This window comes from Nostoc sp. DedSLP03 (genome assembly GCF_034530815.1).
Classification (GTDB): domain Bacteria; phylum Cyanobacteriota; class Cyanobacteriia; order Cyanobacteriales; family Nostocaceae; genus Nostoc.
Genome location: NZ_JAVRCK010000033.1, coordinates 18,750 through 34,691 on the forward strand (window position 1 = coordinate 18,750; position 15,942 = coordinate 34,691).

Below are 15,942 nucleotides of genomic sequence, written 5' to 3' on the forward strand. Positions count from 1 at the left end.
GGACATTACCCCAACTGAGTTTTACTTGTGTGCAGCCTGTTATTTCAGTATAGGCTGGGCAACATCAGGACGATTGACGCCTCCATGAATAAAACTGATGACAAACTTAAAAATTTGATAAAGTCAGCGTTTGAAGATGTTGGCAATTGATTTATTCCAACTAAGTTGGTACTATAACTTTAACCACAAACCATGCAGATATCAGAACTCATTTACAAAGTTAATGGGCAGAGGTAATAGTATAGTTTAGATATTTACCAAAACTTATGCTTAAATATGGCTTAATTTCATTACTTCACCCAAGCAAATCACTCTATAATCATCACCAATCTATTTCAAATGGTAAATTGAAAACACTTTCAGGAAGAGACTTTAGAGGATTCCCATAGAGAAGTATACTGTTCTTAAGTCCAGATAAATTCCCAATCCTATTTGGTAATCCGGTTAACTGATTGTTTATAAGCTCTAACTTTTCTAACTTAGTCAGGACACCTATACTCCCTGGTAATTGAGTTAATTTATTGTCATTAATAATTAGTTCTCTAAGATTTCGCAATTCACCAATACTCTCTGGCAAAGAACTTAAAAATCCCCTTTCAAGCCTCATAACTGTTAATTTTTGCAGTTTGCCAATAGTATCTGGTAACTTATGTAGTTTGGGATTGCGGCTGATTTCTAAATAATCTAAATTACTAAGATTACCTATAGTATTCGGTAGTGATTGTATAACTGTAGAGTTAATTATCAGTTTTTTTAAAGAACTAAGTTCTCCAATATTGTCAGGTAAATTCTCAAAATTAGCAAGCGGTCTCATTGATTCCATCAACTCTAACCGCTTAAGATTTTTGAGTTTACCAATACTGTTTGGTATTGCTTTCAAGCGTGAACAATCAGCAATGTGCAAAACTTCTAAATTTGTAATATTACCGATACTTTCAGGTAGATATTCTAATTCACATAAATCATAAATCTTAAGTATTTTCAAGTTAGTTAGCTTTCCAATAGTTCTTGGTATTTGTTCAATTCCATAAACTATATTGTACGATTTACTATAAATTGTTAATTCTTCTAAACTTAATATGTCGCCGATAGAATCAGGAATAACAGAATCCCTATACCTATGAGAAAAACTCAAGTCTAGCCTCGTGACTTTGGCTCTTATGTCACTTTCAATTACTGCTTCAGCTTCTTGTAGAGTTTCTATTTCTATATCCATATAATTTATGATATATTTTATTTAATTAGAATATTAATGTCTGCTAATTATAGGTATTAAATAAAAGGTAAGTAGCGTGGTTTGCTAACCTGTAAACCACGCTTCGTAAATCTCCTAATGTTTAGTTTTGTAAGGGATAAATAGCAAAATATCACTATTTTTATCCGACTAGCTATAACTTTTTTGAGTAGGCATTTCTGATAATTTAAACTAAATAGGGCTACTAATTTGCTGTCTTATCCACACACGAAATGCTTTGATTGTCGCATTTCTGCCATTGGTTTTACTTAGCATCAAATATTCGGGAATCACTTGGTTTATTGAGAGATTGGGGAAAATATAACTGGTATTTGATTCTACATACTTACCATCAAAAAGCACGTTTATTTCTAACTTACTTCCATTCCATCGCCACAGTTCCGGTACTCTCAAAGATTGATAATTATTAAAACGAGTGCGAGAGGTAATATCAATTTCAATAGCCAAATCTGGAGGCGGGTCAGTTTCTAAATTGATTCTATCTTTGCCCCTAATTTTAGCTTCATTTTGGATATAGAAACAATCATCGGGTTCTACCCCAGCATCCATACTTTCCCGATCAAAAGTTGTAGAACCCAAACTCCAAAATTCCAGATCAAGTTCTTCTAATAAAACTTTTACCAAGTCGCCAATAATAACTTTAGCTACTTCATGCTCTGGCAATGGAGCCATTATTTCTAGCACCCCTTGACTGTAACCTATCCGCGAACTGCGATTGTCTCCTAGTTCTGCTAAAATGCGTTTGTATGCCGACCAAGAGACATCTTTAATCAACAACTGATGACCGGCTCTAACAATTAGTTGATTGAGTTCAAGTAACATAGCATTCCTGCTTTTTATTTGATGTGAGCAACGGTAACACCAGTGCCGCCATCTGCTTGTTCTGCTGGTTCGTAGTTGTTCACTCTGGAATGCTGTTGCAAAAAGGCGTGAACTCCTTGTCGTAGCTTACCAGTGCCATAGCCGTGAATAATCCAGATTGGGCCTGTAGCTTCCGAAATGGTTTTGTCTAAAATGTATTCGGCATCAGCCACGCGTTTACCACGCAAATCGATGGTATTTTGGGAAGTCCGAATTTCTGGGACATTTTGTGGTGGCGGGGTTACTGCTGCTGGGGCTGGTTTGGGTTTGACAACTGGTTCGGCTTTTTGACCGTCTAAAGATTCTACGTCTTCTAACTTCACAGTCATCTTCATTAGCCCAAAGCGAACGCTTAACTCACCATCTTGATCGGGAGCAGCGATCACTTCTGCTATCTGTCCCAATTTGGGAACCCGGATGCGATCGCCTATCTTGGGCATAAACCCAACTTTTGGTTTTGCTGGCGCTGCTGGCTGATATTGCTGGCCAATTTGATTCAAAGCATTAGTAGCTTGCTGCGCCTCTTGGGCTGTGGGCGTACCTTTCTGCAAACGGCGAATTACTTGGGCAATTTCACCTTTTGCTTGAGCGATCGCTTGTTGGACTGCTATTTCCTGGGAAGCCCGCAAACTGCTTTCCCTTTCCTCCAAACTTGCGGCTTTTGCAGATACTTCTTTATATAAACGTTCCGCTTGCTGTAACAAAACTTGGGCTTCCGCAGCTTTGGTTTCTTGGCGGCGGCGTTGCGCTTCTAACCCAGCAATTACCTGGTTAACTTCATCTGTGGCTTCTCCAACTTGGGTTTTTGCCTGTTGTACAACTTCTGGTTTTAATCCCAAGCGCAGGGCAATAGTTAAGGCGTTAGAACGTCCGGGGATGCCCCACAGCAGACGATAAGTCGGCGACAGAGTACTTTCGTCAAATTCTACAGAGGCATTTTCAAACCGATCGTCTTCGTATTTCAGGGCTTTTAGTTCGCCGAAGTGAGTAGTGGCGATCGTTAGCTGGGCATGGTTGGCAAGATATTGCAACAAAGCGATCGCTAAGGCACTACCTTCCACTGGATCGGTTCCTGCGCCGACTTCATCAAGTAAAACGAGTGCTGAGTTAGAAGTAGAAAGTTCCCCCTCTGCTCCTCGGTCACTGAGCGTAGCCGAAGTGCTGCTCCTCTGCTCCTCGGTCACTGAGCGTAGCCGAAGTGCTGCTCCCCTGCTCCCCTGTTCCTCTACTTCCCCATTCCCCAATGCTTCCAAAATCCGACTAATCCGGCGGATGTGTCCAGAGAATGTAGACAAACTCTGCTGTAAGGATTGTTCATCGCCAATATCTGCCAGCACTTTATCAAACCAAGGTATTTCTACTGGTTCGCGGGCGGGGACAAATAAACCCACTTTGGCCATTAATGCTGCTAACCCCAAAGTTTTTAAAGTTACAGTTTTACCGCCAGTATTAGGCCCCGTAATTGTCACTACCCGAATTTGTGGACTAATCAGTAAATCTACAGGAACTACTGGTTGCCCTTGTTCGTGCTGTTGCTGCCACACTAACAGAGGATGTCGCAAGTTCCGCAAGGTAATCATTTCCCTGTCTTCGCGCTGGATAAATCGAGGAGGGTTTGCTCCTAGCCAGAAACTATATCGCGATCTAGCGGTTGCCAGATCCAAAGTGGTGGCGATCGCTAACAATCTCTCTAAATCTGGTTTAACTGCGGCTACTTGTTCAGTCAAAATGCGGCGAATCGTTTCTTCTTCGGCTTGCTCTCTTCTGATAATTTGCCGCAGTTGGTTGCCTAGAGGCACTACTGAATTCGGTTCCACATACAGGGTGGCACCGCTGGTAGAGGTATCGTGAACTATACCGGGAATAGCATCTTTTTGGGGTGCTTTTACGGGGATAACAAAGCGATCGCCCCGTTGCGTAATCAGCTGTTCTTGAACTGCGCCAGATTTTGCCTGTAAGATATTTTGCAGCTTTTGAGTTATTTGGCTGCGTACTCGCCGCAAGTCTGTGCGAATTTCTCCCAGTTTTTGACTTGCGCGGTCAGTTACCTGGGCCCGTTCATCAATACAGCGGTGAATTTCCTGTTCTAGTTCGGGATAAGTCCGCAAATCGGCAACCAAATCAGTCAATATCGGCAAATCTTCTTGATTGTCGATGACACGGCGCAAATTTCTGGCACCAGCGAGGGTAGTAGCGATCGCTAACAGTTCTTCTCCTGCCAAAACTCCACTGCGTTCTGCTCGTTCTAGGGAATCGCCAATATCTTGAATTCCTTCAAATGACAGTCCCGTGGTTAGGCAACTTTCCAGTTGGTAGATTTCTTTGGTTTGCTCTAACAACAGTTCGCTTTGGGTCTGAGAATCAGGTATTTTCAGATGACGCGCAGCTGTCGCCCCCAGCTTAGTTGCGGCAAAGGTGGCAAGGTGCTGGCACAGGCGATGCCATTCTAATAATTCTAAGGTTTCAGATTGGATCAAGGTTTCAATATCTAATCTGAAATTATGGTAACAATTCTAGCTCCTAGATGGATAAATCTTAAAGGAGAAAATTTTGCTTTAATTCAATCAGCCAGATAGTCCGTGGCAATAACCAAGTAATAACTGACACATTAGACTATCTTTTCTGATAAAATACCCCAACACCAACTGCCATCAAAACAACACATAAACGAATTAGGCAGCAACTATTTCTTGGACTAGAACGTAAGGTTGAACGATGAGAGTATTAAATCGCTTACTGCGATCGCCATTCCATTCTCCCACTTGTACTGTTGTGGGTTTGGTAATTAATTGTTTATCAATCCACTGTTCCACTGATGGAATGTTATCACTGGCGATCGCTACTCCAACATCCACCAAGTCTAGCTCAAGCGCTACCAAAATTACTGCATCTCTTTGTACATGAGGAATTAACCATTCCCACTCTGCCTCATCCAAAATTTCTGTTAATTCCGCTCTTAAATCCGACATTACTTCCCAATGTTTATTTGTGAATGGCTATTTTTATATTATTCACTAGTTCCGAGTTCCTGACAAATGACAAATGACAAATGACCAATAACTAAACTTCAGATTTCATTTCATCAATTTCAAATAAAGACACAATTACTCCAGCGATGGGAATAGATATAAAAACACCTAATAATCCTGCTACTCTAGCCCCTACTAGTAAAGCAAAAAACACAACTACAGGATTAAGATTCAGCGCACCTTGCATAATTCTGGGCGCAATCAAGTTGTCTTGTATCTGCTGGAGTACAATACAAGCTATTAATACTTTTACTGCTAACCAAATACCTTGAGACAACACAAATAGAGTAACTGTGCTTACTCCTAATGTCGCGCCTATGCCAGGAATGATATCAACAATTCCGATTATTATTGACAATATCAAAGCAAAAGGTACTTCTAATAGTAAAAACACTAAAAATGTTGAAATTGTTAAAAATCCGCTTAATAGCAGCTGACCTCTAAAAAATCCTAAAAAAGACCTTCTAATTATGTTTGTAAATCTATTACGACGCTGTTTGGGAACTATTTTTAAAATAAAATTCCACAGTTTTTCTCCATCTAATAACATGAAAAAAGCCACAACTGCGATCAAAATAAAAGTGACAAAGTTCGTCATAAACCCTTGTAAAATAGCTAAACTATTAACAAGAGTTGATATAGCCTGATTCCGCAATTGTTCTTCAATAAAACTTAAATCTATCTGGAAATTACGGTTTTTTAGTAACCCTTCTAGTCCCTCTAATAACGGTACTAAAGAATTTAAAAATGCAGTGATACTATTAATTAATTGTTGTCCTTGAGATAAAACTGTTAAGCTCACAGTAATTATCAGACCGCCTATAATCACAATACTGAGCAAGAAAACGACACCAACAGCTACACCGTGGGGCAAAAAACGCCGCAGCCCTTGTACAGGATAACTGAGTAAAAAAGCTAAAATTGCCGCAAATGTAAAAATAACAATGACCGATTCAAAATAAGCTAAAAGTTGTACAATTGCCCAGCCAGAAGCAACCAAAAGCAAAAAGCGAACTAATGCCAGATTATTTAATCGCTCCCAAAAATTCTTGGCTTCAAAGCCGCTCATAATAATTCATAAGTCGTAATTCGTAATTCGTAATTTGTAATTAAGCCATAAAAACGCTAGTTGTTTAGCGCGATCGAGTTAGCCGCCCTGTAAGATTGAGAGTTATTTGTTGGAAGTCCTTTACTTTATTGCTAGAGGAATAAAGTTTAAGATTAGAGTAATCTAATAGCGATCGCTACCTCCCTAAAGCATACATCTCTTGCGTGTCTAACTCATCTTCCTAAATCATGCATTTGGTTTATGACTGTGGCACACTTTTGTGTCAACGCTTCCAATTCCTCTTTATTACTGGAACTGGGAGCATCAATCAATTTACCAATTCTGACAGTGATGGGAACTGCGTGAGGTAGGGACGAGCCTTTTTGTAAAATCCCTTCAGTACCCCAGACACTCACCGGCAATATTGGCGCTTTTGCTTTCGCCGCTAGCAGCAATGCGCCTCTTTTAGGGTCTGTAATTCGACCATCTGGGGTGCGAGTACCTTGCAAGAAAACACCGACAGCCCAACCTTTATTGAGATATTCTAGGGCGGAACGGATGGCATTGCGATCGGCATTTCCCCGACTTACTGGGTAAGCACCATACAATTTAATCGCTTGCGCCAAAATGGGGATATTAAATAACTCTTCTTTCGCCATATACGCCACTGGACGACGTACACAATTAGAAACAATTGGCGGATCGAAGTAACTAGCGTGATTACTTGCTACTAATAGAGGCCCTGATTTGGGGACATTTTCCGCACCATAAATATGGCCCCGAAAATAAGCGTGAAGCATGGGGCTGACGACTGACCATTTAAAGGCGTGGTAAAGTGCCAGACTGATCAACGGTTCGCGGTTTTTGTCCACAGAAGATAATGCAAATCAAACTGAATTTAGCATAAGCGATCGCAACACTCAGATCAAACGCAAAAAAGCTATAGATATGAATTACTTCACTCTTCTGGGAACACTAAATCTAGAAATCTTTAGAATTTAGCAGTATGTTTATCACTAGAGTCAGTATTTCTGGATACAAGGTTAGCGAACAACTCTAACAAGATTATTTGACCCCTTTTTCACAACTAAAGATGTGGGTAAGGGATCTGGATTAGGTTTATCTATCAGCTATCAAATTGTGACTGAACTACATCAAGGTAAACTCGATTGTAATTCCATATTAGGAAAGGGCGCAGAATTTGTCGTTACCCTACCGCTAAAAGCTAAAAAAATTAAACAGGTAAATCACTAACCTTCTGGATGTTTTGTAAAATCAAATCAGGGGTATTACGTTTAATCAAGCCAGTTAATACTTTACTAGGGCCAACTTCCATTACTCGCTCGATACCGTTGGCTGGTAATTGCAGACAAATTTCTCGCCATCTTACAGAACCAGTCATTTGTTTGTTTAGGCGTTGTTTTAAAATCTCAGCATCAATAGACGGAATTGGTTCTACATTAGACAGCACTGGCACAATCGCGGGTTGAAATTCCACAGATTCTAAAATGTCTTGGAATTCCGCAGCTGCTGGTGCTATTAAATGTGAATGAAATGCTCCAGAAACTTTTAGAGGAACCGCACGCTTTGCTTTAACTTGAGTCATCACCGCTTGTACAGCCTCAGTCGTGCCTGAAATTACCACCTGAGCCGAACTATTATCATTTGCTATCACCACATCAGGCGTTTGAGCAATGACTTTTTCTAACTGTTCGCGGTCAAAGTTCATCAAAGCTGCCATCATCCCATCGATGGAACTATCCATCAGTTCTGCACGACGCTTCACCAGATATAAACCAGCCGACCACTCAAAAACACCTGCTATATAAAGAGCAGTATATTCTCCCAAACTGTGACCAGCCACTAAATCTGGCTGGTGTCCTCGTTCTCGAAGCAGGTCAGCAAGAATGCTTTCGACCACATACAAACTTGGTTGAGTATACAGCGTCTGTGATAACTTCTCTTCTTGAGTTTGACAAATTTCAGTTACAGACCAGCCCAAAATATCCTCAGCTTTGGCAAGCTTGTCTTTAGCGGACGGTATATCTAGTAAATCCATTCCCATTCCCAGCGTTTGGGAACCTTGTCCGGGAAACACCCATGCAGTTTTTGTCATTTGTCAATAGTCAGTGGTCATTGGTGAGCTAGTGCGGTCTTGGGGAGCCAGTGCGGTCTTGGGGTTTCCCCAAGTGGAGCATCTGGCGTGGTTTCCCCCATGAGCAACTGGCGAACCCGAAGGGTCATTTGTCATTGGTCATTTGTCATTGGTTATTAGTGAATAAAAAAGGACAAAGGACTAATGACAAAGGACAATATATTATCTTCCCCATTGAAAGATTGCCGCGCCCCAGGTAAGACCGGCACCAAAGCCGGATGTAGCAACGATGTCATTGGTTTGAATTTTACCTTGTTGTACTGCTTCATCTAAAGCTAAGGGGATGGAAGCAGCTGAGGTATTGCCGTAATGGGCGAGATTACTAATAACTTTATGTTCTGGGATATTCAGGCGTTGGGCAACGGCATCGATAATCCGCTGATTGGCTTGATGCAATATCAGCCAATCTATCTGGTCAACGCTAAGGTTGGCTTGAAACAAAGCTTTATCAATTATTTCTGGCACTTTTTGGACAGCAAAGCGGTAGACTTCTTTGCCGTTCATCGTAATCGGTTGGTAAGCGCCTTTGGTGATATTTACATCAGTCAGCAGTTCTTGGGAAGTACCTGCATAGGCAAGGTTGAGGTAATGGTTTTGAGTACCATCACTTCTAAGTGCAAATCCTAATAAGCGATCGCTTTTGGCAGCTTGTAACACCACTGCTCCAGCACCGTCACCAAATAATACACAAGTCCGCCGATCTTCCCAATCTACCCAGCGAGAGAGGATATCTGCCCCGATCAATAGTACGTTTCTATAGACACCAGTTCTGATGTATTGGGCTGCTGTAACCAAACCAAACACAAAGCCAGAGCAGGCAGCAGTCAAGTCAAAGGCGACTGCGTTAGTAGCTCCCAATTGCGCCTGTACTTGACAAGCACTACCAAACAAATCATCAGCCGTGGAAGTCGCTAGCAGAATCAGGTCTAGGTCTTCTGGTTTTATTCCTGAAGCGGCGATCGCCTGACTGCTGGCGGCAGTAGCGAGTACACTCAAGGACTCAGATGGCAGAGCTAATCGACGTTGACGAATTCCCGTTCTTGTAGCGATCCACTCATCTGATGTTTCAACTAGTTCGCTCAATGTCTCGTTGTGTAGGGAAGTCGCTGGTACTGCCGAGCCACTTCCGGTAATTGCTACGCCTAAGTTTTGCACTCCTAATCTCCCAAGCTATCAGCTTTTTGTCTTTTGTCTTTTGTCAGTTGTCTTTTGTCAGTTGTCCTTTGTCATTTGTCCTTTGTCCTTTACAAATGACCAATGACCAATGACCAATGACCAATGACTAATGACGAATGACTAACCACTTTCGCGCTCTAGGATATATTGGGACTGAATTCGTTGGATCACCTCGTTGTCAACGGCTTCTTTTGCCATGCGAATTGCATTGAAAATTGAAGGTGCTTGGGAGCTACCGTGACCGATAAAACAGACTCCTGCCACGCCTAGCAGTAAAGCACCACCATGTTCTGCGTGATCCATTCGCTGCTTAATCCGTTTCAAGTTGGGTTTTAAGAGTGCTGAACCAATTTGACCGTGTAATCCTTGGGGTAATTCTTCCCGCAGAATTTGCAGAATCACTTCTCCAACGGCTTCGGCAAATTTTAACAGTACATTGCCGACAAAGCCATCACAGACAATTACATCAAAGCGACCGGAAAGCACATCACGCCCTTCAGCATTGCCAATAAAATTAATTTGGGAATTTTCGCGTAGCAGTTGGTGGGCGCGGACGGCTGCATCATTGCCTTTAGAGTCTTCTTCACCGATGTTCAGCAAACCCACCTTCGGTTCATCTGTACCCAAGACATACTTACTATAAGCCGATCCCATAACGCCAAACTGCTCTAAAAACTTGGGGCGGCAATCTACATTTGCGCCAACATCAAGTACTAGCACTGGCTTACCAGCAATAATTGTGGGAAAAACTGTCCCGATCGCTGGGCGATCGATTCCTGGCAATCGTCCTAAGCGGAGCAAAGCTGATGCCATAGCGGCTCCAGAGTGACCAGCCGAAAATACCGCATCTGCCTTTTGTTGCTTGACTAAATCCATCGCCACATTGATAGAAGCCTTGCGTTTGCGTCTAACTGCATTTAAAGGCTCCTCATCCATTGCGATCGCTTCTTCAGCATTCACAATCTCTACCTGCCCTAAACTTGTTTTTGATGGCAAGGCAGCTTCTATTTGTTGGCGATCGCCAACCAAAAATATATCTACACCCAATTCTTCTCTTGCTCGCAATGCGCCAGCAACGATTTCACCGGGTGCATGATCCCCTCCCATTGCGTCAATTGCGATCCGTACGCGAGTCGATCCCATTGCTCACAGCTTCTAGAAACCTTACAAATTTTACCAGATGGCAATGCCCGAAAAAGCTTAATTTTCTGACCGCCAAATTAATTCTGTTACTATTGCAACAATTTTTACTGGCAAGCTCAAGATAGCACGAATTTGGGCATTGGGCATTGGGAATTAGGAGTTGGGAATTAGGAATTGGGAATTAAGAAAATTCTTTCCCAGTCCCCAGTCCCCAGTCCCCAGTCCCCAGTCCCTATTCCCCGCTTCCTAGCACCCAATCAACTAGCGTCCGAACGCCGTAGCCAGTTGCCCCTGCGCTGTTGTAGCCATTTTCTTTATCTGTCCACACTGGGCCTGCAATATCTATGTGCGCCCAAGGGGTTTGTTTGACGAATTGCTTGAGGAAAAGGGCAGCGGTGATTGCACCACCTGGACGCGGCCCTGTATTTTTCATGTCCGCTATACCTGACTTTAGCCCTTCAAAATATTTTTCTTCCATTGGCATCCGCCAAATCTTTTCTCCTGAAGTTTGGGCAGCTTTTTCGATCTGGGAAGCAACACCATCATCGGGAGTGTACAAACCAGCAATATCGTCACCCAAGGCAATGACGTTGGCACCAGTCAAGGTGGCTAAATCAACGATCGCATCTAATCCCAATTTTTCGGCATACACCAAGGCATCTGCTAGGGTCAAACGTCCTTCTGCATCGGTGTTGTTCACTTCGATTGTTTTGCCGTTTGATGCTGTGAGAATGTCTCCAGGGTGCATGGCATGACCGCTAATCATGTTTTCGGTTACAGCGGAGATGAAGTGAACTTCCGAATCCGGCTTAATTTGAGCAATTGCTTTTGCTGCGCCGAAGGTAGCAGCTGCACCCCCCATATCCATCTTCATGGTTTCGATGCCGCTACCTGCACCTTTAATATTGAGTCCGCCGGAATCGAAGGTTACACCTTTACCAATAATTGCTAATTTCTTTTTGGGTGTACCTTCTGGCTTGTAAGTTAGGTGAATGAATTTCGGTGGCAAATCAGAAGCTAGGGCTACTCCCAAAAATGCACCCATACCCAACTTTTCACAATCTTCTCGTTCCAGAATTTCTAGTTGTAAACCGTATTCCTTGGCGATCGCTTGAGCAGTTTCGGCTAAAGTAATTGGTGTGACTGCGTTGGCTGGTGCTGCCACTAATTGCCGTGCCAAATTTACCCCAGAAACAATTTGATTAGCGCGGGTAATGGCGGCTTCTTGTCCGCCGAAACCCAGTAAATCTACACTTTCTATTTGTGAACCTTTATCTTCTGGTTCGGATTTAAAGCGAATATCTTGGTAAAGTGCTAATTCCACACCTTCTGCGATCGCTTGGGCACTTGCTGCTGGATCGTTATTCCATAATGGAAAACTAAATCCGAGAATTTTGCTTTTTTGCTTTTTTCCTACCCTGGCGACAGCCGCCGCAGCACGGCGCAGAGTATCTAGTGTTAACGCTTCTGGTTTGCCTAAACCTACTAAAATCAATTTCCGCACTGGGCTACCAGCATTTACACGGGTGAAGATCGTACTGTTGGCTTTACCTTTAAATTCTTCTTCAGTAATCAGTTCTTTTAATACCCCAGAAAACTTTTGATCTAAAGTAGCTAGTTCTCCGGTTAACTCTACTGCATCTTCAAATAATCCAATTGCCAAACTATCGCCTGCCCACTCTAGTAAAGGCTTATCACTAGGTTGAATTGTCATTTTGGGATTTTCTGTAAATATTCCTTCTTGTACCAGTATTGCTCAAAATTCTGGTTTCATGCTAAGGGGAGTGGGTATTGGGCATTGAGCATGGGGCATTGGGCATGGGGAATTGGGAATTGGGCATTGGGCATTGAGCATGGGGTTAGTAAGTATAAATAGCACTCATTAACGAGTGTTTGATCCTCGTGAATCCACCTCGGAACTCCGTTAACGAGTGTTTGATCCTCGTGAATCCACCTCAGAACTCCGTTAACGAGTGTTTGATCCTCGTGAATCCACCTTAGAACTCCGTTAACGAGTGTTTGATCCTCGTGAATCCACCTCAGAACTCCGTTAACGAGTGTTTGATCCTCGTGAATCCACCTTAGAACTCCGTTAACGAGTGTTTGATCCTCGTTAATGAAGCTATGATTTCCATTCTTTTACCTGACTTTTCGCGTTATAGCTGTCGCCAACAAGTAGTTTAGGACATAAACCTAATATAAAACCTAGACAAAAAGCGACTTTCGACCCTGTTCCCTGTTAAGAGTTCCCTGTCCCCTGCTACATATAGAAAAGTCCACTAAAAACCTAACCCCCAACCCGTGGCGGGAAGGGGGAAAATTCAAAGTCTCTCTCCTTTTAGGAGAGAGATTTAGAGAGAGGTTTTCCAGATGCCGTGAAAAGTCAGATTCTTTTACGTCCTGCTTCTTGTTACATGCCCCATTTCCTATGCCCCAATTGTTGTATGAATGTTAAATTTTCTGGCGATCGCTGCGATTATTTCTTGCTCGTGTAGTGTAGTTTTATTGTCAAGCTGGGCAATTTTTTCACACTGAGCCAGCAAGGGCATGGCAAAATCATGATTTAGCTGATTGAGCAGTACATCTAAAGATTTAGGTGATTTGATATTTTGAGCAATGGCATCCAAAGAGGTAGGACTGAGTTTTACAGCTTGTAATTCTGGCAAAATTTCTTCCAAAGTCTTGTCTGGATGACTAGCAAGGATCATGTGAACTAAGATTTGATCCATGACTGCTTCTTGAGCGATCGCACTTTCTAGATACTTTTCACTTTCGGCTTTTAATGTTGCTAATGTTTGTGGCGATGCTAAGGAAGTGGATTCATCCAGCTTGGCTTCGTAAAATCGACAACCAGCATAGCCCAATGAATAGATCATCGTCGCATTTGAACTAGCTCCAATCACTGCACCCGCCAAGGGCACATTTCGCAGCAAGCCTAATCCAGCAGCTTTCAACAAACGCCCTCCACCCAAAGCCAACCCAAAAATTGCTAAAACTTCACCTTTGCGAGCAGGATCTTTTAAATCTAGCCCGTAGACAGATGCAATTTCATAAAGCATTTCTGACTGTAATTTTGTTGTGGCTGTTAAATCAATTGCCAACAATGCCACTGCTATTCCTGGCAAAATACTAGTGGTTAGTCCAACTGTGGCTGCTTTAGTTGATTTTTCCACCATGATTCGGTGAGCAAGCTGGCTGGGTGATTCATTTGGATACTGTTTTTTAAGCTTGTTTACCGCCGCTTCTGCTTGTTCTAAATTAACAAGGTTACTATCGTTAATCAGCCAATTGAGATTTAAGACTCCAGATAGTTTTCTAATCAGCCAATTTTCGCTGAGACGATTTACAACCTGACCGCTGGTTTGAGTTGTTTGCTCAATAAACTTGTGTGTTTCTTTGGCTGTCGCTTCTCCCACTTCGATTGCTGTGTCTAAAACAGCTTGGCCAGTCTCAGCAACAGTTTTAATCAAAGACTCTACTATAGACGGTTCATTTTCTACTGATGATTGAGTCTGGATTTTTACTTCTGAAGTTTCTCTGGGTGAATTAACTAATTTATTCACTTCTATTTTTTGGGGTTGATCTGCCATTTCTTGACACCATCTTGTAAAGCCTCTCTCTTTTTGTTGTAGCGAAGTTTGAGGAGCTTTGACATCTTTCGATAAGTACAATTCGTCAGAGTAAATAGGAATTATTCTGAGCTTTAACTATAGACATAAGATGGATGACAGACAACAATATTATCTGGAAAAATAATAACTGGTCTTGTACCTCTTTGTTCAGAACCCTTGGTAGGGTCTAAATTGGCTAGCCATACTTCACCTCGTTGAACCCTGATTTTAAATCTTCTTGTGTAAGTAGTTGTGCATATTCATCTAATCCTGCCTTTGCTAGTTGACGATCTTCCTGGGCAAATTCACTGTAAAGAGCAGCCATTTGATTTTTATCTATTTGCCAGCTAATATTTATGCTGCGGAATTTGAGGAAGGCAATAAAATCACTAACTTGTTTGAGTTCTTCTTCATTCAATTTGTCTAATTATCGGCTGAGGAACTCTTTGAGAGCAACCATTTGAGAGTCTCCAAAAATATGTTCTGGTTAAGCTTTTTAATGATGCAAATATTATTTGAAGGTGACGAGAATATGTATACTTTACTTTCCCTTGTTACCAAATAAGGCAAAATAAAGGTTGTGAACTCTCTGAATTTGTGTGTAGCACCCTTTTTACTTTTTAACTCTACCTTTATCAGCTTTACTTTCTAAAAAGTCGTTATCCCGAAGAATTTCATAGAGATTAGTATCTTGCTCTAGCAAGCAAGCGTGTCCACAATTGGGCAACACTACAATCTTGTTATTTGGTAAGATGTTCCCTATGCGGTTGACTTCGCTTACAGAAGGCAAAAGGCGATCGCTAGCACCAGCAATCAACAAAACTGGTTGAGTTAAACGCCTTAACTGTTCCTCATCAATATGAAACTCTCGCAGTAAAGACAACCGCCAAAGAACGGTTTCTGCTGGGACAGAACGCATCGTTTTTAGCAAATCGTGGCGATCGCTGCGAGAAATGCGTGACAAAGAGGCTAAAAATGGCAACAAACCTAGTGCGCCAATATCATACAATCCTGATGGCACTAGGTAAGTTAATTGGGATGCCCAACTTAACCAAGGGCGAAGATGAAAAGATGAAGCTGGGTTAATTAGGACAATTCGCTTAAATAAATCGGGTGCTTGGATTGCCACTTTCATTGCCAAGCAACCACCAAAGGACTCACCACACAAGTAAACTGGTCTTTGAGAGCTTTTTTCTAATTCGGCATCGATCAAGTCCAATACACTCTTAGTTAGGACATCCCAACTGTTAAGGTCTTTGCGGGGGAGTGCCAAACAACGGACATCAAAGCCAGCTTCTAATCCAGCAGTTTGCGATCGCAATAGTTGACCAGTTCCATCCATTCCTGGCAAATATACCAAAAGTGGATACTCTGGCTGTACTCGTTTAGGAGTTAGAAAACAAGGATTTAGCTCAACTTCTGTGATAGTCATTGGTCATTAGTCATTAGTCATTTGTACTGAGTTTCGACTGCGCTCAACTACCGCGTAGTCGTACCCCTCCGGGGAAGCAAGCTATGCGTAGCGTCTCGCAGAGAAGTATTGGTCAATGATATAAAACTTTTGTACTGTTGATTATTGCTTTCAAGTAAAGTTCGGTGCTTCTTACCTAAAACAAACGTCTTTTTAGAGCAAGACATTGAAAGTCATAAGAACAATCCAAAAT

General features: G+C 42.1%; 16 protein-coding genes. 1 reads left to right on the plus strand and 15 read right to left on the minus strand.

The features are described 5' to 3' along the window. Positions 1–322: 322 nt before the first annotated feature. From RM368_RS17230 to RM368_RS17255, 6 genes are all read right to left on the minus strand, one after another. Positions 323–1,216: a hypothetical protein gene (locus tag RM368_RS17230; RefSeq protein ID WP_322695181.1), complete on the minus strand. Its 894-nt coding sequence runs from the start codon at positions 1,214–1,216 to the stop codon at positions 323–325. Positions 1,217–1,426: 210 nt separating this feature from the next. Next, positions 1,427–2,077: a Uma2 family endonuclease gene (locus RM368_RS17235; protein ID WP_322695182.1), complete on the minus strand. Its 651-nt coding sequence runs from the start codon at positions 2,075–2,077 to the stop codon at positions 1,427–1,429. A gap of 14 nt (positions 2,078–2,091) precedes the next feature. Next, entirely contained in the window at positions 2,092–4,593 is a 2,502-nt protein-coding gene (locus RM368_RS17240; RefSeq protein ID WP_322695183.1) for an endonuclease MutS2, read from the minus strand. A 195-nt stretch (positions 4,594–4,788) separates the two neighbouring features. After that, positions 4,789–5,085: a DUF2288 domain-containing protein gene (locus RM368_RS17245; protein ID WP_322695184.1), complete on the minus strand. Its 297-nt coding sequence runs from the start codon at positions 5,083–5,085 to the stop codon at positions 4,789–4,791. 91 nt (positions 5,086–5,176) lie between these two features. Next, positions 5,177–6,214, minus strand: a complete 1,038-nt coding sequence (locus RM368_RS17250) for an AI-2E family transporter (RefSeq protein ID WP_322695185.1) — start codon at positions 6,212–6,214, stop codon at positions 5,177–5,179. A 212-nt stretch (positions 6,215–6,426) separates the two neighbouring features. Beyond that, the gene (locus RM368_RS17255) at positions 6,427–7,065 is read right to left on the minus strand and encodes a lysophospholipid acyltransferase family protein (protein WP_322695186.1); all 639 of its coding nucleotides are present in this window, start codon (positions 7,063–7,065) and stop codon (positions 6,427–6,429) included. A gap of 223 nt (positions 7,066–7,288) precedes the next feature. Here RM368_RS17255 and RM368_RS17260 point away from each other — a divergent pair, with 223 nt between their 5' ends. After that, on the plus strand, positions 7,289–7,447 hold the full coding sequence (locus tag RM368_RS17260) for an ATP-binding protein (RefSeq protein WP_416212239.1): 159 nt from the start codon (positions 7,289–7,291) through the stop codon (positions 7,445–7,447). Here the strand turns inward: RM368_RS17260 and fabD are convergent. The 9 genes from fabD to RM368_RS17305 form a co-directional block, all read right to left on the minus strand. After that, positions 7,428–8,309, minus strand: a complete 882-nt coding sequence (gene fabD, locus RM368_RS17265; protein WP_322695187.1) for an ACP S-malonyltransferase — start codon at positions 8,307–8,309, stop codon at positions 7,428–7,430. The two genes, RM368_RS17260 and fabD, sit on opposite strands and share 20 nt — an antisense overlap. A gap of 3 nt (positions 8,310–8,312) precedes the next feature. Next, entirely contained in the window at positions 8,313–8,444 is a 132-nt protein-coding gene (locus RM368_RS17270) for a hypothetical protein (RefSeq protein WP_322695188.1), read from the minus strand. A 66-nt stretch (positions 8,445–8,510) separates the two neighbouring features. Beyond that, entirely contained in the window at positions 8,511–9,503 is a 993-nt protein-coding gene (locus tag RM368_RS17275; protein ID WP_322695189.1) for a beta-ketoacyl-ACP synthase 3, read from the minus strand. A gap of 141 nt (positions 9,504–9,644) precedes the next feature. Continuing rightward, positions 9,645–10,667: a phosphate acyltransferase PlsX gene (gene plsX / locus RM368_RS17280; RefSeq protein WP_322695190.1), complete on the minus strand. Its 1,023-nt coding sequence runs from the start codon at positions 10,665–10,667 to the stop codon at positions 9,645–9,647. 232 nt (positions 10,668–10,899) lie between these two features. Beyond that, on the minus strand, positions 10,900–12,381 hold the full coding sequence (locus RM368_RS17285; RefSeq protein ID WP_322695191.1) for a leucyl aminopeptidase: 1,482 nt from the start codon (positions 12,379–12,381) through the stop codon (positions 10,900–10,902). A 712-nt stretch (positions 12,382–13,093) separates the two neighbouring features. Beyond that, positions 13,094–14,257 (minus strand): EcsC family protein, encoded by a 1,164-nt coding sequence (locus RM368_RS17290; RefSeq protein WP_322695192.1) that lies wholly within the window; start codon positions 14,255–14,257, stop codon positions 13,094–13,096. A 113-nt stretch (positions 14,258–14,370) separates the two neighbouring features. After that, positions 14,371–14,538: a type II toxin-antitoxin system PemK/MazF family toxin gene (locus RM368_RS17295; RefSeq protein ID WP_322695229.1), complete on the minus strand. Its 168-nt coding sequence runs from the start codon at positions 14,536–14,538 to the stop codon at positions 14,371–14,373. Beyond that, positions 14,475–14,696, minus strand: a complete 222-nt coding sequence (locus tag RM368_RS17300) for a hypothetical protein (protein WP_322695193.1) — start codon at positions 14,694–14,696, stop codon at positions 14,475–14,477. Before RM368_RS17300 ends, RM368_RS17295 begins: the two co-directional genes overlap by 64 nt. A 195-nt stretch (positions 14,697–14,891) precedes the next feature. Next, entirely contained in the window at positions 14,892–15,710 is an 819-nt protein-coding gene (locus tag RM368_RS17305) for an alpha/beta hydrolase (RefSeq protein WP_322695194.1), read from the minus strand. Positions 15,711–15,942: the final 232 nt, after the last annotated feature.